The organism is Actinoplanes sp. NBRC 103695 (assembly GCF_030269485.1).
GTDB lineage: Bacteria > Actinomycetota > Actinomycetes > Mycobacteriales > Micromonosporaceae > Actinoplanes.
The window spans coordinates 1-18,284 of sequence record NZ_BSTL01000047.1; the positions used below are offsets into that span (position 1 = coordinate 1).

General features: G+C 65.6%; 15 protein-coding genes and 4 pseudogenes. 5 read left to right on the plus strand and 14 right to left on the minus strand.

The window, feature by feature from the left end; translation table 11 throughout:
- Positions 1-599: 599 nt before the first annotated feature.
- Positions 600-1,424: an IS5 family transposase gene (locus QSK31_RS44695; RefSeq protein WP_285691174.1), complete on the plus strand. Its 825-nt coding sequence runs from the start codon at positions 600-602 to the stop codon at positions 1,422-1,424.
- 7 nt (positions 1,425-1,431) lie between these two features.
- Positions 1,432-1,839 carry a hypothetical protein gene (locus QSK31_RS44700; RefSeq protein WP_285691175.1) on the plus strand — a complete coding sequence of 136 codons (408 nt, stop codon included), beginning with the start codon at positions 1,432-1,434 and terminating at the stop codon, positions 1,837-1,839.
- Between the two features lie 17 nt (positions 1,840-1,856).
- On the opposite strand, the gene QSK31_RS44705 is transcribed toward QSK31_RS44700, so the two are convergent.
- The 5 genes from QSK31_RS44705 to QSK31_RS44725 all read right to left on the minus strand — a co-directional run bounded on the left by QSK31_RS44705 (position 1,857) and on the right by QSK31_RS44725 (position 8,742).
- Positions 1,857-2,165, minus strand: a complete 309-nt coding sequence (locus QSK31_RS44705; protein WP_285691176.1) for a YrhB family protein — start codon at positions 2,163-2,165, stop codon at positions 1,857-1,859.
- A gap of 34 nt (positions 2,166-2,199) precedes the next feature.
- Positions 2,200-5,148, minus strand: a complete 2,949-nt coding sequence (locus QSK31_RS44710) for a DUF6531 domain-containing protein (protein WP_285691178.1) — start codon at positions 5,146-5,148, stop codon at positions 2,200-2,202.
- 1,023 nt (positions 5,149-6,171) lie between these two features.
- Complete coding sequence (locus QSK31_RS44715; RefSeq protein WP_285691180.1) at positions 6,172-7,554, minus strand: RHS repeat-associated core domain-containing protein; 1,383 nt, start codon at positions 7,552-7,554, stop codon at positions 6,172-6,174.
- Positions 7,555-7,608: 54 nt separating this feature from the next.
- Entirely contained in the window at positions 7,609-8,376 is a 768-nt protein-coding gene (locus QSK31_RS44720; protein ID WP_285691182.1) for a hypothetical protein, read from the minus strand.
- Positions 8,377-8,571: 195 nt separating this feature from the next.
- Complete coding sequence (locus tag QSK31_RS44725) at positions 8,572-8,742, minus strand: RHS repeat domain-containing protein (protein ID WP_285691183.1); 171 nt, start codon at positions 8,740-8,742, stop codon at positions 8,572-8,574.
- A gap of 178 nt (positions 8,743-8,920) precedes the next feature.
- On the opposite strand from QSK31_RS44725, the pseudogene QSK31_RS44730 reads away from it, so the two are divergent.
- Both QSK31_RS44730 and QSK31_RS44735 read left to right on the plus strand, forming a co-directional pair.
- Positions 8,921-9,532, plus strand: a pseudogene (locus QSK31_RS44730) (transposase family protein); the annotation flags it as partial.
- A 229-nt stretch (positions 9,533-9,761) separates the two neighbouring features.
- A complete protein-coding gene (locus QSK31_RS44735) occupies positions 9,762-10,511 on the plus strand; it encodes an SDR family NAD(P)-dependent oxidoreductase (RefSeq protein ID WP_285691184.1) in 750 nt (249 codons plus the stop codon).
- A gap of 19 nt (positions 10,512-10,530) precedes the next feature.
- Here the strand turns inward: QSK31_RS44735 and QSK31_RS44740 are convergent, their stop codons facing one another.
- From QSK31_RS44740 to QSK31_RS49345, 3 genes and pseudogenes are all read right to left on the minus strand, one after another.
- On the minus strand, positions 10,531-10,728 hold the full coding sequence (locus QSK31_RS44740) for a hypothetical protein (protein WP_502873112.1): 198 nt from the start codon (positions 10,726-10,728) through the stop codon (positions 10,531-10,533).
- On the minus strand, positions 10,674-10,934 hold the full coding sequence (locus QSK31_RS44745) for a hypothetical protein (RefSeq protein WP_285691186.1): 261 nt from the start codon (positions 10,932-10,934) through the stop codon (positions 10,674-10,676). Before QSK31_RS44745 ends, QSK31_RS44740 begins: the two co-directional genes overlap by 55 nt.
- 141 nt (positions 10,935-11,075) lie before the next feature.
- A pseudogene (locus QSK31_RS49345) lies at positions 11,076-11,231 on the minus strand (DUF6444 domain-containing protein); the annotation flags it as partial.
- Positions 11,232-11,290: 59 nt separating this feature from the next.
- Here QSK31_RS49345 and QSK31_RS44755 point away from each other — a divergent pair.
- Positions 11,291-11,749, plus strand: a pseudogene (locus QSK31_RS44755) (transposase); the annotation flags it as partial.
- A 144-nt stretch (positions 11,750-11,893) separates the two neighbouring features.
- On the opposite strand, the gene QSK31_RS44760 reads toward QSK31_RS44755, so the two are convergent.
- From QSK31_RS44760 to QSK31_RS44785, 6 genes and pseudogenes are all read right to left on the minus strand, one after another.
- A complete protein-coding gene (locus tag QSK31_RS44760; RefSeq protein WP_285691187.1) occupies positions 11,894-12,718 on the minus strand; it encodes a helix-turn-helix domain-containing protein in 825 nt (274 codons plus the stop codon).
- A 154-nt stretch (positions 12,719-12,872) separates the two neighbouring features.
- On the minus strand, positions 12,873-13,064 hold the full coding sequence (locus QSK31_RS44765; RefSeq protein WP_285691188.1) for a cupin domain-containing protein: 192 nt from the start codon (positions 13,062-13,064) through the stop codon (positions 12,873-12,875).
- 378 nt (positions 13,065-13,442) lie between these two features.
- Positions 13,443-13,652: pseudogene (locus tag QSK31_RS44770) on the minus strand (nuclear transport factor 2 family protein); the annotation flags it as partial.
- A gap of 83 nt (positions 13,653-13,735) precedes the next feature.
- Positions 13,736-13,894, minus strand: a complete 159-nt coding sequence (locus QSK31_RS44775) for a nuclear transport factor 2 family protein (RefSeq protein WP_285691189.1) — start codon at positions 13,892-13,894, stop codon at positions 13,736-13,738.
- A gap of 12 nt (positions 13,895-13,906) precedes the next feature.
- Positions 13,907-15,799, minus strand: a complete 1,893-nt coding sequence (locus QSK31_RS44780) for an FAD-dependent oxidoreductase (RefSeq protein WP_285691190.1) — start codon at positions 15,797-15,799, stop codon at positions 13,907-13,909.
- A gap of 852 nt (positions 15,800-16,651) precedes the next feature.
- Positions 16,652-17,812: a sugar ABC transporter substrate-binding protein gene (locus QSK31_RS44785; protein WP_285691191.1), complete on the minus strand. Its 1,161-nt coding sequence runs from the start codon at positions 17,810-17,812 to the stop codon at positions 16,652-16,654.
- Between the last annotated feature and the right edge of the window lie 472 nt (positions 17,813-18,284).

Sequence of the window (18,284 nt, forward strand, 5' to 3'; positions counted from 1 at the left end):
CACCGTCCGCGACTACGAACGACTGCCACAACATCACGCCGCGATGGTCCAGTGGTCCATGATCATCATCATGACCCGACGCCTGGCCCGTCACCACCGCACCTGAAACCCTTATTTACCAGGGTCTGAGCGCGCCGGTGGGAGTGCCCTCGGGTGACTCGAAAACCGAGGAACCAGGCCAACTTCGCAGTCTGTCTCGGATCGAGGTGCGCCGAACCCGTTTTCTAGTATCTGGTCGATCATCGCCTTCGCCAATCTCTCGATCTCACCGAGCACGACCTCCATGAGCAGCGGCGGAACCCCCTCGGGATCGACTTCCTCATCGCAGGCACGTGCGATGACCCGAGCCACGTCGGTCAGGCGTGCCCGACGCCGGATGGCGGCGACGAAGTCACGTATGTTCCAGGGTGGGAGGGCACCACGATGTCGGACGTCCGTGTGTCACCAAATAGCAGGTACCCCGCCTACTCATCCTTCGCCACGGAACGCCCTCTCATCAGAGGGCGGTTTGTGAGCTTTCCGTAGTTCGTCATCGCTCGATGTCGTGACCTTCGAGCGGTGCCGATGTCTGACCGGCCGGGGTGCGGGTTGAGCTGGTCATGGGCGAACGAAAGGCGTATCCCAGTGACCTCACCGATGAGCAGTGGGCGGTGGTGGGCCCGTTCCTGGACGCGTGGAAAGCGAAGCATCCGTCGGTGTCGGGGCATCAGGGCCGCTACTCGTTGCGGGAGATCCTGAACTCGATCTTCTATAAGAACCGGACCGGGTGTCAGTGGGCGTATCTGCCGCATGACCTGCCGCCGAAGTCCGCGACGTACTACTACTTCGCGTTGTGGCGTGATGACGGCACGGACCAGGCCATTCATGATCTGCTGCGGTGCCAGGCGCGGGAGAAGGCCGGCCGACGCGAAGATCCGTCCGCGGTCGTGCTGGACACTCAGTCGATCCGGGCCGCGAACCACGTGCCGGCCGTGACCACCGGCAAGGATGCCGGCAAGAAGGTGCCGGGCCGTAAACGCGGTCTCGCGGAGGATGCGCTCGGGTTGATCATCGCGGTGGTGGTGACCGCCGCGAGCGTCACCGACACCGCGATCGGTGTCCGGTTGCTGGACAAGGTCGTCGAGCATAGTCCGACCGTCACCCTGGCCTGGGTGGACGCCGGTTTCAAACACGACCTGGGCATCCACGGCGCGCTGCTCGGCGTCGACGTCGAGGTCGTCAAGCGCTCCGACACGAAGCCGGGGTTCGTGCCGATCGCCAAGCGGTGGGTGGTCGAACAGATCAACGGCACGTTGATGCTGCACCGGCGCCTGGTCCGCGAGTACGAGAGCCGTCCCGAATCGTCGGTGTCACGCACCCTGTGGGCCTCGGCGGCCAACCTCGTGCGCCGGCTGACCGGCACGAGCACACCGTCCTGGCGGTGACCCGCGCGTGAACACGAGCACCGTCCTCGACCTGATCGCCGGCCGCGAAGCCGCCGCGTCCGCCGCCCGCGACCAGTTGCGCGAGCAGCAGGCCAAGCTCGCCGCCGAGGTGGCTGCCATCGACGCTGAGCTGGCCGACCTGGCGACCACCCGCCAAACCCTGACCAAGATCCTCGCAGACGAGGTGACCGCATCCGAGCCGGTCGTCATCAGCGAGTCCTATCAGCGGATCCTCGCCGTTTTCACCCCGGAACGCGGCGCTCTGCGGGCGAAAGACGTCTGCCTCGCGCTGGGCATCGGCACCGAGCCCAAGGACACCGAAGGCATCCGCGCCAAGCTCAAACGCCTGGTCAACCGACACATCCTGACCGAAAGCCAACCCGGCCTATTCACCCTCACCGAGAACCGGGCATAACCTCACGGACCGCCCTCTCAGATCACGGGAATGGGGAGCGGTGTCAGGTTGGTTCGGTCCGCGTAGGCGTTGAGCCATTTCTCCACGGGTGGGCTCGAGGGCGCGATCCACGGCTGTTTGCCGTTCTTCGGCACGACCAGCGGGCCGACGGCGAGGCTGTCCAAGAAGTCGCCGGTCTCGATCGTCCGGACGGTGTTGAAAGGGAACAGCCAGCACCACTCGTGCTCGATCGGGTTGTCCGGATCGAGCAGGGCGAGCGGGTGCCCGCCCTGCTCGGCCTGCCGGAGCGCCTCGGTGGCTCGTGCCCGTGCGGCGTCGACGTCCATAAGGAGTCCTTTCTTCTGGTGCTTGGTGTGAAGGTCAGACGGCCGGCAGGGGGGCTGTCGGTCGTTGCAGGAAGCGGCCTGTGGCTGGGTCGTAGTAGCGGGAACGGTCGTACTGCAGGCCCGTTTCCGGGTCGTGGTAGCGGCCCCCGGCTGCCCACCCGGCAACGTCCGGGTTCGTCGCGGCGGGTTCCACCGCGATCAGGGTGCCGTCCATGATCTGGGCGACCGGGCCAGCCAGCTTCGGGTGGTACTCCCACGTCGAGGTGATCGGCTGGCCGCCGCGCTTGCGCTGGCTCTGTTCGATGAGCAGGTCACCGGACCAGACGAACTCGATCTCCTCGAGTACCGCGCCCGTCCTGCCGCGCCGTTGTTTGGCGATTCGTCGGCCGAACGCGTCGTACTGGTAGTGCCAGCGGTCCCCGGTGGGGGTGATGACCGCGACCAGCCGGTCCTGATGATCCCAGGCGAGGCGCCATTCGCCGGTCGCGTCGGTCCGGGTGATCGGCCGGCCCAGGGCGTCGAGGGTGTAGCTGGCGGCTTCACCCTCCAGCTCGGCAGCCCGCCCGGCGACTCCCGCCTCGGCCGTCAGCCGGTCGGCGTCGAGTCGCTGCCCGGCAGCGGCTAGGACCGTGGGCCGGCCGGACTCGTCGTATGACCACTGGGTCACGGCGCCGGACGGCCGGGTCCGCGCGGTGACCAGGCTGAATCGTTCACTAAAGGACGTGGTGACGGTCTGTCCGTTCACGGTTTCGGAGATGACCCGGCCGAGCGCGTCGTGCTCGAGCCTGATCTGCGAGTCGGCGTCGGCCGCCGCCACGATCCGGCCGGACCCGTCGTACTCCAGCGTGGTGACGGCCTCACCGGTGCGCCGTTCGATCACCCGGCCCAGCAGGTCGTAGGTGTAGACGGTGACCTCGCCGTCCGCGTCGGTGTGCTCGACGACCTGACCGGCGGCGTCGTACGCGTAGCGCTGGGTGCGGCCGGCGAAGTCGGTCTCTTCGACCAGCCGCCCGTTGGGGTCGTACGTGTACCGCCACGTCTCGCCATCCGTGTTGGTGATGGTGGCGAGGCGCAACTCGGTGTCGTACCCGTAGCTGGTGCGCGCGCCGTTGTCGTCGGTCACGGCGGTGACCAGGTCGAACGCGCCGTACTTACGCAATGTCCGTCGTCCGTCGGCGTCGATGGCCTCGACCAGGTTGCCTTCGCCGTCGTAGACGTACTCCTCGATGGTGCCGTCCGGGTTCTCCCGCCAGGCCAGGTCACCCTCGATCGTCCAGCCGAAACGGGTGTAGCCGGCGTCGCTCTCGGTGGCGACGACGCGGCCGAGATCGTCGTACTCGTAGCGGGTCGGGCCGTCCTCCGTCATCATCGAGGTGACCTGGAACGCCGAGTTGCGGATCGTGGCCGCCGGGCCGGCCCGCAGCGGCGTTCCCGGGCTGTTCCCGTCCAGTTGCTCGGTCCGTATCACCTCGCCGGTGGCATCGGACTCGGACCACAGCAGACCGTCGGCGCCGAACTCGCGGGTACGGGTTGCACCGTCGAAGTCCGTCCAGGAGACCGCCCGCCCGAACTCGTCGTAGACGGTCGTCGACCGGCTGCCGTCCGGCCGCGTGGTCGCGGTGGGCCGGCCGTGGGCGTCGTACTCGTAGCTCATGATCCGGCCCAGCGCGTCGGTCTGCGACCGGAGACGGTAGGCGGCGTCCCATTCGCTGCGCGTCGTCGCGCCGAGCGCGTCGGTCTCGGCCACCACCTGGAAGCGGTCGTTGAGCTCGTACGAACGAACCGCGCCGAGCGAGTCGGTGACGACCGTCCGGCCGTGCGTGTACTCAAACTGGTAGCGCAGGTAGCCGCCCTTGCCATCGGTGCTGACGCAGCGGCCGGCCTCGTCGTAGGTGTAGGTGTACCACTCACCGTTGCGATCCTCCCAGCGGACCAGCCGCCCGTCGGTGTACTGGAACCGTTCCGGCGTGCCCGAGGAGTTGACCACCTCGGTCAGATTGAGGTCCTGGTCGAAACCGAACTGGGCGGCCGCCACCAGATCCCCGTACGGACCCGGCAGCCACAGTTTCGTCACCAGGCCCGCCGACGAGCTGAACTCGACGGTCGCGCCGGCCGACGAGCGCAGCACCGTCGGTGTGCCGTCACCATCGCGTTCCACGGACCACCGGATGCCACCCTCGACGACGTCGCTGAGCAAGGACTCCCCGCCACCCGACCCGGCGAACAGCAACATACGACCGGACACCGGATCGGTGAGCAGCCAACCACCCTCAGTGAGCCGCCGCAACGGCAGCGCGCGGCCGACCTCCGGCACCACCGTCGTACCCTCCGCGGGCAACGGGTAGGTGAGCACCGAGCCGTCCGCGGCAAGGTAACGCACCTGCGCACCATCAACGGCGATCACCTGGTCCAGCGTCGACGCCCAGGAACGGCCGAACGACCTGCCCCACCGATAATCCGACCGGTACGTCCGCTCCAGCGTCAGCCCCGGCAGGGTGACGTCGGTCTCGGTGAGGATCATCCGGCCGGTGGTCACGTCGATGGGGTCGCCCACCGTCGGTGTCTCGACGGTGGACTTCGCGACTGCGGCCGGCGCCACGTCGCTGAACGCCGCCGGTGAGGTACGGGTGATCGCGGCGGGCCCGGTCTCGACGTTGATGTCGCCGGTGGTGTCGGGGCCTTCCAGGAACGACGACAGGCTGGCGTCGTTGTCGCTGGTGGTGTCGGTGCTGCCGTCGCCGGGGGCCTGGGTCGTGGTGCCGGGCGTGCTGAGGTCGACGAATACCACCGTGCCTTCGGGCCCGAACGGCGGGATCACTTTCTCATCCCGCGACTGCGGATCGGTGAATCTGATCCTGCCGTCCGCGGTCCTGGTGACCGTGAGCACGTGGAACGGGTCCCCGGGCCGGCCACCACGAAGGAACACGGGGCGTTCGCCGGGGAATTCACCGGGGCGGCTGCTGCGGTCGGGCCGGTAGGCCACGATCCCGGACCCGCCAGGGCCAAGTTCGCCGAACCGGGCTATCGCACCGTGCCAGCCCTCACCGTAGTGAACCTTCCCACCGGGGAAGGACCTGAGGACATCACCCAGAGTCCGCGGCGAGGCAGCCGGCGGCACATCCAGCAAACGGCCGGACCACTGATGCTCGCCCAGCGATTCCACATAGCGGGTACTGTCCGGATTCGTCGCATCAATGTCCGGGTTGCCGAACAACACGTGAAGTTCCGCGCTCGTGTCACCAACCCCTGCCACGGTGTCCAGCGTCGGAGAATCGACGAACGCCGTGAAACCCTGCCGATTCTGGGAATACTGTTGATTGTAGTATTCCTCAGCACGACGGTCTGCCTCGGAAGTCCAGGACGACTGGCTGGCATAAGTGCTAGGGGCGCTGGAGTAAACGCCCGAAGTGCTCGCAGAACTGCTGGAACCGGTGGGGTAACCGCTCGGATCGGTGGCGTAACTGCTGGAACCGGTGGGGTAACCGCTCGGATCGGTGGCGTAATTACTGGAACCGGTGGGGTAACCGCTCGGATCGGTGGCGTAACCACTGTAACCGGTGGCGTAACTACCGGGATCGGCGGCGGCGGTGCTTTGGTTGGCGCTGGTGGAAGCTTCCGGGTCTCGTAACTGGCCGGATCAGTGAAATCCTCATTGCTGGACTGCCGATCGCCAATCGTGCTTGAGTAGGCGGACCCGCCCGCATCCTCTTGCCATGTCGGCAGCACAGGCGTGCCTGTCTCGGTAAATCGAACCCCTCTTGGGTTGATCCTCGGCCCGACGGGACTGGCGGCCGCCCGAAAGTTCTCCCAATACCCGTCCGGGGTGGAGGCAGAAGCGGGTGTATCGGTTGTCGGGCCATGGGTTGATGAGACCGATGTCGAGATGCTCAATCTAGGTCGACTGGAAGGATGGGAAACTCCTGGAGCGTCGGCCGCTGGCAGTCGATGATCGAAAGAACGTGTGACCCGAACATATGAAGTTTCAGTCCTCGGATCCCAAACAGGGTCAAATATGTTCCAGTACTGAAATTTGAATCAAAGTTTCCGTCAGTATCGTCAGGTCGTTCCATTCTTCCGGCCGGCTCGACATCAGCCGATACGAGGTTGTTTCCGTGTATTCCGCTCGTAGAAAGCGGAAGTATGACCCGTTTATTGAAATGGAGAGCAGCTCTGGCCCGAAACTAGAAACGGGATTTCCATCATCGCCAGTCGTACATGCAGTCAAGACGATAGCGCGCGCGGCGTCGAACTGTTGAGAGCCGGAGGCCCATTGCGAAATTTGATCCAAACCCTCGTGGGAGTCGTACCAAGCAACCCCCATAGCTCGCTCCTCGTGGAGGTGAATGACGAACGCTCCGGGCACTTCCGAAAGTGTTTCGGCTATTATACGGGCCGCAATGTGTCGCCGCTGATCCCGGTATAGCGTAATTCCCGACGGCGCCCAGTTTGCTACAATTTCAGGGGGATCGCTGACATTGCGAGAATGATTCTGCCTGTATCGTCCACTTCTATCCGACCTGCCGTTGCTCCGACTGCTCCGCATGCCGCCGGTGATGTTTCGGCTGCTGGTGGTGAGGACTGTTTCCGGGTCGCCCTCGTTGGTATCGGTATTGTTGACCTCGGACAGTCGCGGGCCGACCAGTTGACCCTTGTCGACTGCTCGCCACCAGCGCCCTTCGACGTTTCTGACGGTCAGGTTGACGTATTCGCCGCTGGGGAGCCGGATCGGTTTCAGTTCGTACGGCTCGTAGGGCTGCAGACGGTCGGGTTTGCCCTCACCGCGCGGGACGATCATGTCCGGGGTGGGATTCAGCTGTTCACCGAGGTGGAGGAAGTCGTCGTTGCGTGGCTGCTGATCGGGTAGCGGCTGCATGGCCTGCTGGCTGTCCTGCAGCGTGACGTTTTGCGCCGAGGAGACTCTCACGAGGTCGGCTGACGTCGTGTTGGTCCCTGCCAGCCAATTGCCGGAGGAGGGTGCGTGGGGCGACGGCGGGAGGGGCGCGGACGGAAGCTGGGACGGACCCTGCGGGGGGAGAGGCCGGGGCTGGCCGGTGAGGTCCAAGGGGTTCAGGGACGGCTGCGAGGGTGTGCAGGTGGCGAGCCCGAGCGGGTCGGCGAGGGTCAGCGGGTCGCTGACGTAAGCGGTGGGGTCGGGTCCGCTGGCCAGGCCGAGCGGGTCGGGGCTCAGATAGCGGGCGGTGGCGGGGTCGTAGTAGCGGAACCGGTTGTAGTGCAGGCCGGTCTCGGTGTCGAGATACTGCCCTGGGAAGCGCAGCGGTGTGGCCGCGGTCTCGCTGGCCCGGCCCCACAGGTCGGCGCGTGACCACCAGCTCAGCCGCCCATCGGCCTCGACCAGATGGGTGGGCGTGCCGATCACGTCGGTGATCATCGTGCGTAGCCGGCCGTCGTCGATCTGGGCGACCGGTGCTGTTCCGTCCGGCCGTTACTCCCAGGTGACCGTCCGGCCGGCGCTGGTCTCCTCGATCATGAGGTCACCGGACCAGGCGAACAGCACCTCCTCCAGGATGGTGTCGTCGCCGGCCAGGCGGTGCTTGACGATGCGACGGCCGAAGCCGTCGTAGCGGTACCGCCACCGCTCGCCGACCGGGGTGACGACCTGAACGAGGTGGCCCTCCGCGTCCCATGCGAAGCGCCAGGTGCCCTGGGCGTCGAAGCGGGCCGTCAGGCGGCCCTTCTCGTCGTACTCGAAACGCGCGTCCCCGGACCAGACGAGCATGGTGCCGTCGAAGTCCCACCGGTCATCGCCGCGACCGCTCAGCCGGCCGGTCTCGTCGTACTCGTAGCGCTCCAGCAGTCTTCCATCGCTGTGCACCGCGTGGATACGGCCCGAATCGTCCGCGGCGAACGTCCGCTCGCCGGTCAGTGAGTCGGTGATGGCGGTGATGCGCCCGGTGGCGTCCCAGGCGAACCCCCGGGCGGCGCCGCCGGCGATGTGCTGCGTAGCGAGCCGGCCGGCCCGGTCGAAGTCCTGCCGCAAAACATTGACGCCGTCGGTGCTCCGGTGAACCTCACGGCCCGCGGCGTCCACGTCGAAACGGATGGTGTGGCCGGCGATGGACAGCATGACGGGCCGGCCCGCGGTGTCGAAGCTCCACCCGCTCGTCCGTCCAGAAGGGGTGACACGCGCGGTGACCATGTCGCCGTCGTAGGTGGTGCGCACGGTGCGCCCGTTGATCGTCTCGGCGATCACCCGGCCCTGCCGTCCCGCTCGAACCGGACCTCCGCGTCCGGGCTCACCACCGAGACGACGTGGCCCCGCGCGTCGTACTCAAACAGCGTCACGATACCCGCGGTACGTCGCTCCACGACGCGACCGAGGATGTCGTAGATATAGCGGGTGGCCTCGCCGGTCGCGTTCGTGCGAACGCTCAACCGGTCCGCGGAGTCATACTCTATAGTGCTGTGAACGCCCGTCGAAATCGGTCTCCGCGGCGAGCCGGCCGACTGCATCGTAGTCGTAGAGCCATACCTGACCGGCCGCGTTCGTGACCGCCACCAGCCGACCATCCTCGTCATAGGCATAGCCAGCCCGGCCATCCACCCCGATGATCTCCACCAGACCTCCTCCGCCACCCTGCTGTCGCACCACCCGAGTAACGTGGCAGAACACAAGGCGGGAACCGGCCGAGCCACCGTACGGACCGCGATCTGGCGGGTAATCCCTCGGTTACCGCCTATAGCCATGGTCTGAGCTTGTTCTTTAACCTGAGCGTCTTATTCGTTCTTCGACGCTCACCCTGACCCGTCTAGCCGCCGGGTTCGAGATCGTTGTCACGACGGCCTGGCGTTACGTCCGGGAGGCCGCCGACCTGCTCGCCTTGATCGCCGACGACCTGAAGGCGGCGATGACCAGGATCGGTCGGCTGGCGTACGCAATCTGCGACGGCACGCTGATCCCGATCGACCGCGTGCGCGATCAGAAGCCGTACTACTCCGGCAAGCACCGCTGGCACGGCATGAACGTCCAGGTCATCGCGGACCCTGCCGGCCGCCTCGTCTGGGCGCCGGCCGCACTGCCCGGCGCCGTCCATCCCCTGACCGCCGCCCGAACCCACGGCATCGTCGACGCACTGACCAGCGCGAGCGTGATGACCTTCGCCGACAAGGCATATCAAGGCGCAGGCGGCACCGTCCGCACGCTCTTCAAACGACACCGGTACCGGCTGTCACGTCGGCAGAAGGCCGAGAACAGATCCCACGCCCGCATCCGTGCTCGCGGTGAACGCGCCGTCGCCACCCTCAAGACCTGGAAAGTCCTGGCCAAGCTGCACTGTAGCCCGTCCCGGACGACCGCGATCGTGCAAGCCATCCTCGCTCTACACCACGTCGAGAACCCGATCTACTGAGGATGGAAAAGGCTCAATGAAATCATGTTGAAATGGGTGGTGCGGATCATATGGCGATATCCCGCAAGGAAGACGATCATCGATCCAGCCCTCGTGCGCCATCGCGGCGCCGCGGCGGCGCACCGGCCCGACACCCCTGAGCCTAGAACCGCGGGCACCGCCCCAGCCCGCCCGGTGCAAAGAGTGTGCCGCCGGACCGGGCTCATCGTCAGCGAGGAGCTAGAGCGTTGTGAACGTACTTGCGGACCGCACTGCCGTAGTCACCGGTGGCGCGACAGGCATCGGAGCGGGGATAGCCGTTTCTCTGGCAGCCGCCGGAGCCGCAGTCGCAGTCAATCACCTCGGCGACACCGAAAAGGCCGGCCGCATTGTCGAGAGGATCACCGCCGACGGCGGCCGGGCGATCCCGATTCAGGCCGACATCACCGATGCTCTCCAGGTGAAACGCCTGTTTTCCGAGGCCCGATCGGCCTTTGGGCCGATCGATGTCCTGGTCAACAATGCCGCCGTCTTCACCTTCCAGGCGCTGGCGGCGGTAACTCAGGAGGAATTCCACCGGCAGTTCGACACCAACGTGCTGGGACCGATCCTCACCACACAGGAGTTCACCGCCCAGACAGACATCACCGGCGGAACAGTGATCAACATCGTCTCCGCTGGGATCACGCTGCACTCCCCCAACTCTGCGCTCTACACCGCCAGCAAGAGCGCCCTGAATACCATCACCAAGGTGGCCGCCAAAGAACTCGCAGAGCGAGGAATCCGCGTCAATGCCATCGCCCCAGGCGGCGTTCTCGGTGAAAACACCCGAGCAGCGGGCATCCTCGACGGGCCTGCCGAGGCCAAGATGATCGCCGCCATCCCGCTGGGCCGGCTCGGAACCCCTGACGACATCGGCCCGATTGCGGTGTTTCTCGCGTCGGATGCCGCCCGATGGATCACCGGCGACGTGATCTTCGCAGCAGGTGGACACCAGTAGCTTGACGGCCCCACGCGGATCAGCTGCCGGGAAGGCCGGCCAATGGCTTGGAACGTTGGGCGACCAGTTCGGCGTAGGTGCCGTCGCGCTCGGCCCAGCGGTGCATCAACACGCCCTTGACCAGGATCTCGTGCGGGGCCGGCTGCTTGGTCAGCAGGTCCATCACCTCGTCGAGGTAGTCGTCGAGGTCGAGGGCGTGCGGGTTCCTGCTCGCCACTTCCGGATGGCTCGCCACCGCCGGCGCGGCACCAGTTCGCTGACGTCGACGCCGGTGCCGGTGCCGGTGCCGGCGAGCTGTGCCCGGAGCGTTTGTCGCACCTCGGCCGGGTTGATTTCGAACGGGACGGTGGGGTCGGTGACGAAGCGCAGGTAGTCGTCGCGGCGGTAGCGGAGGCGGACGAACAGGGCGTGATGCCTGCGCACCCGGCGCACTCCTGCGGAAGATGCCGGATCACCACGTCCGGATCCGCGAAGCGTCCCAGGATGACGCCGTCCCGACCTTTCGGCCGTCCCGGACCCCGGCCCGACCGTCCCCGCAGCGACTTCGGCGCCGGTTTGGCCAGGCCCGTCCGACGAGGGAGACTTCGACGAGTTCGACGACGACTGCTTCAACCGGGCCTCAAGATCCGCGATCCAGACGAAGGACTGCTCCAACAGGACAGTCAACTCCGCAACCTTCGCCACCAACTCGTCATACGACGGCGACGGCGGAGCGGACACGATTGATCAACTTACCGGCCTCCAATAGCCGAGCCGCCTGACCCACCTATCCAGTCACGTTCCGATATCGGCATAAGATCCATCTGATCCGCAACACGTTCCGGCTGACCTCCCCCGCGAATTCCAACGCGATCAAACGGGACATCGAACAAATCTACACCGCGCCCAACGCCGACGCCGCACTCGCCGCGCTGGAGGAACTGGATGAGAAATGGGGAACGAAATACCCGGCGATGATCCGGCTATGGCGCAACGCGTGGAACGAATACATCCCATTCCTCGACTACGACGTCGAGATCAGGACTGTGATCTGTTCGACTAACGCCATCGAATCGTTGAACGCCCGTTACCGCCGCGCAGTCAAGGCGCGTGGTCATTTCCCGACCGAGCAGGCCGCGATGAAGTGCCTGTACCTTGTAACCCGCAGCCTGGACCCGACCGGCGCAGGCCGCACCCGATGGACGATACGCTGGAAGCCCGTAATTAACGCCTTCTCCGTCACGTTCGGTGACCGCTAGCCGGCCGCCGCGCTCTACTAACCAAATGCCAGAAACACCATTCGTGTTACGAACTCTCCCGGACCGCTGCAGCGAACCAAATGCCCGTCTGGAAGCCGCTTCAGGGTCGGTGATGGCGGGTGAGTCGGCGGGTCATGATGATGCTCATTGACCATTGCACGATGGCGGCGTGGTGTTCGGGGAGACGTTCGTAGTCGCGGACGGGGCGTCTGCATCGGCTCGGGCGTACGCGCCGGCGCTGATGCCCAAGGCCTCCCTGAAGTGCCGGTTGAGCTGGCTTTGATCGTAGTAGCCCAAGCGTGCCGCCACTTCTGTCGCGGACACGCCCTGGGCTAGCAGCGGTCTTGCGGTGGCGAGCCTTAGTAGGGTGCGGTATCGATGTGGCGGAACTCCGTAGGCTTGCCGGAACCGGCGCAACAGATGATGGCGGCTGTACCCGGCCGCGGCGGCAAGTTCGTCGAGGCCGATGTTGGTGTCCAGCCGCTCGCTTAGTATCTGCCGCACTTGTCGCAGGGCTGCGGGGCGATGCGCCTCGGTGGTGGCGCGGGCGGCGGTCGCGTGCCGGCTGACCAGCCTTGCCAGCACAGATGCGAACATCGACCGGAGTGTTGTGTCATCCGTACCGTCGGTCAGAGCGGTGTGCAGCATGGCGAATCCGCTGAACAAATCACGATCGGTGTAGGTGAGCCGATCGAAAATGGGTAGTTCCCCGTCTGTGGTGACATCCAGCAATGGTTGTGGGTCCAACAGGGCGAAGGTGGCGAAGTAGGCCGCGGTGGGACCGGTGAGCAGCGACTGAACGACTTCATCGGGTTGCACCACGGTGACCGTTCCGGCGGCTGCCGGTGGATATTCCTTGCCTCGGTATCGCAAGGGCGGGGCGGTGTCGCCAAAGGTGATGGTGAACGTGTGTGCCCGGTTGAGAACGAATTCCGGATGGGTGTAGTCCGGCGCGTGGACGGACAGCACTTCCAGCCAGGGCAGGTTTCTCGGGCGCCATCTATGTTTCCCGGAACCCCTGCACCCCGCAACGCCGCCGGCGATGGCGCTCTCGCGGGATGGGTCGCTGCATAGCAACGTCGTAGGACGCACCGGATAACCGCCTCTGAACGAGGGCCCGCGTTCATGAACGGGCGTGGATGCGCCCCGACTCGACCGTCTTCTTGAGATCGCGGAAGTACTGCCTGTAGAGGTCCGGCGTGAAGGTGGAGAGCATGACCGCGGGGTCGTCGCCTGGGCAGGCGAAGGTGTGCGGCGCACCCGGCGGGACGATCACCCGGGTGCCAGGGCCGGCCTCGAAGTCGTCCTGACCCACCGTAAATCGCACGGTGCCCGACGGCACACCGGAAACCCTCGTCGTGCCGGGCGTAGCAGTGCTGAATGGGCAGGGAGTATGCGGCGAAGGGTAATCTCGCCAATCCCCAGGCGATGCACGGTGTTGCTGCCGTCCTCGAGGATGCGGATCTGCGACGGGCCGTTGTTGGTGATGAGCTCACCTTCGCTGAGACGGATGATCGTGACCGGAACCATGGAGAAGCCTCCCTGATGGGATTCGCTAGAGGACACGACGGTGATGTCGCGCCGAGACACGACGTCACTTCGATGTTGTGGTGGGGCAGGCGCTGATTCGTCGGTGTTGGGCGGGCACAGAGCGGTCCGATCCGAGGCAAGGGCTCGGCGTCTCGTCGCTCGCTCAGGGCGCTGTTTTGAGCATCGAGCCGAATTGCATGTTCACCGACTGGATGCGCCACCCGTCGTTGGTCCGGGTGTAGGTCATGTCGCAGCCGAGGTGCACGAGTCGCGGGTCGTCATCGATCGCGGAGGCGATCCACATGAGCCAGCTGCCGGTGGCGCTGTCGCCGTCCACCGTAATGACCGGATTGAAAAAAGCGTGCATGGAAACTGGACCATCGCGGTGCTATCGGGCAGACCGGCCATGATGATGTCGAGGCCCTGCGCGTGGATGCCCATGAAGTCGGCGTCCCATCATGCGTCCTTGGCATAGATTGAGGGCATTGCTGTGACGTCGATTTCCTTGCCGTTCCAACCCTTGTTGACTGCGGAGGCGTAACGCGCCGTCAGGTCTCTGATGGCCTCGAGGTCCTCGAGCTTCAAAATTCTTTCTTCCAGAGATACAGTGCTCATTTTCGTGTCCTTTCACATAGTCTTCGCGGTTGGGACTACTTCTGCGGCCGTGTGGGGCGTTTCCGTGCTTCTGGCCGTCGACGAAGCAGCGGCACGCAGCGCCGTGGTGAGTGTTGCCGTCGCGTCTGCGGGCATGTCGGCGGTGCGCCACGCGATGTAGCCGTCGGGCCGGACAAGCGTGCATCCGGTGCTCGAGATACCGAAAGCCGCCCGGACAGCCGCGCGGAACCCCATCGGATCGGGGGTGGGCGGGGTGTACTTCACGGTCGCCAGGTCAGCGGCGATCCGGTCGAGGGCCGCGTCGGTGATGAGGCCGCGGGACAGCGGCTGGAGCTTGCGCAGATTCATCATCTGGAACGTCGAGTACATCTCGTGGGTGGTGAGCGTGGGAATGTTGCGGTCGAGCGCGAGCTTGCCCTCGGGGACCGCGACGATCTGCTCGATGGGCATGTCGAGGCTCAGGCGGCCCAAGTCATGCGGCGGCGAGATCACATCGACCTCGGGAGTGTCGCTGACCATGATGCAGTGAAGGTTCAGCCCTAGTGTCCGGCCGGCCGCCGCCGCGGCGTGGCGCCAGGCCGGATCCTCGGTGAGTAGTACCCACTCGTGGTGCAGCAGGTCCAGCGTGGAGCACCGGTGGCCATCGTTCGACACCCACAGGTGCTGCGCTCGGGTGCCGGGTTGCCCCGCCCACTGCGGCGGCCGCAATGCCGATGGGAGTTCATCGCCGGCGCCGAGAACGGCCGTGGATCGGTAGAGCTGGCCCCACTCCATCGCGGCGTCCTCGATGATGGGTACCTGCTGCTCCTCTGCCGTCGCCATGGAGGCGTAGTCAGCCCGGGCGAAGATCTGGTCATGACGCAGCCAGGCAATCGGGCGTCGCTCGGCGTCGTAGCTCTCGAGCAGTTGGGGGGTCGACTCGCCGGACAGAACCGCGGCCAGCTTCCAGGCCAGGTTGAAGGCGTCCTCGATGCCGGTGCTCGCGCCGTAACCGCCGCGGGCGGGCGGGAGTGTGTGGGCCGCGTCGCCGGCGAGGAAGACACGACCCGCGGAGAACCGATCGGCGATGAAGGCGCTGAGCTCCCAGCGGCCCGTGGTGATGAGCTCGACCGAGACGTCCGACCTGCCCACGGCCCGAATCACCTGCTTTCTAAGGGTGTCCTCGTCGCGCTCCTCGTCATCGGAGAACATCAGCAGCCAACGGCCGTCGCGGTACGTCGTAAGCATGCCCTTGAGATCGGGTTGATCGAGTTCGAACTGGCTGATCCCCGATGCGAGGTACTCCTCGAGATCGGCGCGGAACAGCACGCTGCGCACTACCTGCATGAAGCCGTGCCCGCCGCGCCCGATGCCCAGGGCCTCACGGATCGGGCTGGTGTGACCGTCCGCCGCGATCAGGTAGTTCGCACGGAGGCTGTACTCCTCAGCGGTGTCCCGTCGCCGCAACGTCGCGATGACCCCGCTGGAGTCCTGCTCGAAGGAGACCAGCTCAGTGCTTAGTCTGACATCGGCGCCGAACTCGATCGCGCTGTCGCGCAGGACCGGCTCCAAGCGGTCCTGCGCGATCGCCGCGCTACCGCTGGGCGAATACCCGTCCGGTGGAGGCGTACCCACCGACTTGGCGGGTGTCCATTCGGCCTCGGGCCACCACTTCCCGGCGAGACTCTCCACTTTGACGCGCCGGGGCCTGCCGGTACCCGCAGGTGCCTCAGGCACCCTCGAAGCAATACCAGCGGCGCGGAAGAGTTCGAGTGTCCGGGGCGTGAATCCGATCGCGCGGGGGTGTGCTGAGCTGCCCGAGTGCCGTTCCACTAGCACGACGGGAACCCCGCGCCGGGCCAGAAAGAGCGCGGCAGACAGCCCGACGAGACCGCCGCCCACCACGATGACGCTTGACGATTCCATGAAAGCCTCCGTTGTTTACGACTGCATCCCTGCTGAATGGAGTGGTGTTCGTGCCCGCGGACCAAGCTGGTCACCCCCGACGAGGTCGGCGGCGAGCCGGGCGACATAGGGCGATTCTGCGCATCGGGAACCCGACGCAAATCTCTAAACCGGAGGATCGCGTGGCTTCCCATAGAGGTGAGATCTCCACAATGGACTCGACGACCACGCCGGTCCGCTCTCGGCGGCTACGGGTCCCGGCTGCGTCATGCGAGTACCGTATCACGACCATGGTCGCTACGTCCATGGTCGTGCCAAATGACACTCGGATCATGTGACGCCGACATTTCCGAGCTCTCGCGGGAGATTTGTCCGCGTTGCAAACTTCGCACGCCTCGGTCGGACGGGCCGATCGGCGTCGCATCCGTCCGTGCTCCAGACAGCGGTGAGTGGACCGGCCTCGCTCGCGGCGTGGCGCAGCCCTGCGGCTATGCGTCGGCGGCCCGGCCGTGGTCCATCAGATCCCGCCCCACCCGCTGATCGCCAGGAATTCGTCGTCCGGGGTTGAACATCGCCAGACACGTGCCGCTGTCACGGAGTGCGGTGATGCCGGCGCTGAGCTTGGTTCGGTGCGCACGGCCTCCGCGAGGGTGATCCGCGGCCTTCACCTGCCCCGAAGGGGAGACCGCTCAGCCAAGCCACCCCGACGGACCGCTACCACCCGGCCCGCGAGCCGGACTGCGACTCGCGGGCGGGAACAAAGGCTGCAGGCCAACCAAGGAAGGTATAGATGATCACGAGTGGGTAACCACGGCGAAAGTTGACATCATCCCGGTGGGGGCACAACCGGGAGGTGGCGTTGCCGAGCCCGGTCTAGATCCCGGCCCGCTCGCACTCTTGTGCAAGATCCGGGACACAAATCTCAGCGCGATCGACGGAGTCGGCAGCGATGAGCTGCTTGACGTCGGCTTTGGTGATGGCCCGGGGCGTAAGCCTGACGAACGGCAGATAGATACCGGATTCAGGATCCTTAATCACTTTTTCGACGTCGGGAGCGCGTCCGTTGTAGAGAGTGATGGCCAACTTCGCCGCAAGCTCGGCCTGCGCCTTCGGATCCTTGAAGACGGTCATGCACTGATCCCCGGCCAAGACGTTCTGCAGGCCTCGAACAGTCGCGTCCTGGCCCGTGACCGGTACCTTGCCACCGCGACCCTTCCGCTTCAGCACCCCGATGACGGCGTTGGCGATGCCGTCGTTAGCAGCAAGAACACCTTGAATCCTAGGTTGCTGGGAGAGCATCTGGTCGAAAATGGCGACGGCATCCATCTCCCTCCATCCAGGTACCCACTGATCCGGACCCTTGGTGTAGAGCGCCGCGTCGTACATCGGCTGCAGCACGGCGTCGTAGCCTTCCTTGAAAAGGCTGGCGTTATTGTCCGTCTCGGAGCCGTTGAGCTCAGCGATCACGGGGTTTCGATAGCCCTTCTCGCCGAGGCAGTCCTTGAGCACCCGCGCCTGCAGCTCGCCGACCTTACGGTTGTCGAATGAGACGTAATAGTCCGCGCCACCGTTGAGGGTGAGGCGGTCGTAATCGATCGTCTTGACGCTCGCAGCTCGGGCCAGATCCAGTGCTGCTTTCCCGGACGACGAGTCGAGGTTGGCGATGATGAGAACCCTGGCGCCCTCAGAGATCATGTCTTCCGCGATCTTCACGAACCGGGCTCTGTCACCGTGGGCGTTCTCAATGTCCACCGGTACGCCAGCAGCGGCGAAAGCACTCTGAAGATGCCGTGCGTCCTGCCTCTCCCAGCGCTGCGAGGATGTGGTATCAGGCAGGACGACGCCGACCTTGCCCGGCCCGCGAAGCCCTGATGTCCCACCAATACCGCTGCCGGCAACGCCGGGCTTGTCCTCGGTGCATCCCGACAGGACGCCGACCACAATCCCGGCAACACCGAGCAAGGCAGCCACACTACGCAACGCGGTGCGTCCGATCTCAACCTTCTCCGCATTGCGTTGAACCGCGTTCGCCACTGCCGCTCCTAGATTCGTCGCAGGTCTGCAGCATTGGAACGACCGACAGCGGCTCATGGTTCAGAAATCGAGAGGTGAGTTCTACCGTCCTATGCAGACTGCCTTGTGACACGTCTGCGTGGCCGACGGCAAGCAACGCCAGCCACCCACGAGGGCCCGCCACGTCAGGTCAGCCGGTCCCGTTCTCTCCGCCCTTGGCTGCTCTCGCCGTTGCTCGTACCGAAGGGCCCCTCTTCGTGTCACGCCACCACGCCAGGCCCGATCATCAATCTTCATCTCGGCACCCCGGCGCCCGAGGGTCATGCCGATGTCGATGAGCATGCCAAGTTCGCGCAGGTCCTGTCGCTGGGATCGAGAAGCGGGACAGAGTAGCGACGATCCGGTCGACCGCGAAGCGGGCCTCGGTCAGCAGCGTCCTGTACTCGCGGGGGCCGCGCCGCGGATCGTCGCGAGGATCCGGCCGAGTCGTCGT

Coding starts and splice junctions, on each gene's coding strand:
- QSK31_RS44695 (WP_285691174.1), top strand. CDS start 600: ATGGGCGAACGAAAGGCGTATCCCAGTGACCTCACCGATGAGCAGTGG.
- QSK31_RS44705 (WP_285691176.1), bottom strand. CDS start 2,165: ATGGACGTCGACGCCGCACGGGCACGAGCCACCGAGGCGCTCCGGCAG.
- QSK31_RS44715 (WP_285691180.1), bottom strand. CDS start 7,554: ATGATCACCGACGTGATCGGCACGCCCACCCATCTGGTCGAGGCCGAT.
- QSK31_RS44775 (WP_285691189.1), bottom strand. CDS start 13,894: ATGAGCACTGTATCTCTGGAAGAAAGAATTTTGAAGCTCGAGGACCTC.
- QSK31_RS44780 (WP_285691190.1), bottom strand. CDS start 15,799: ATGGAATCGTCAAGCGTCATCGTGGTGGGCGGCGGTCTCGTCGGGCTG.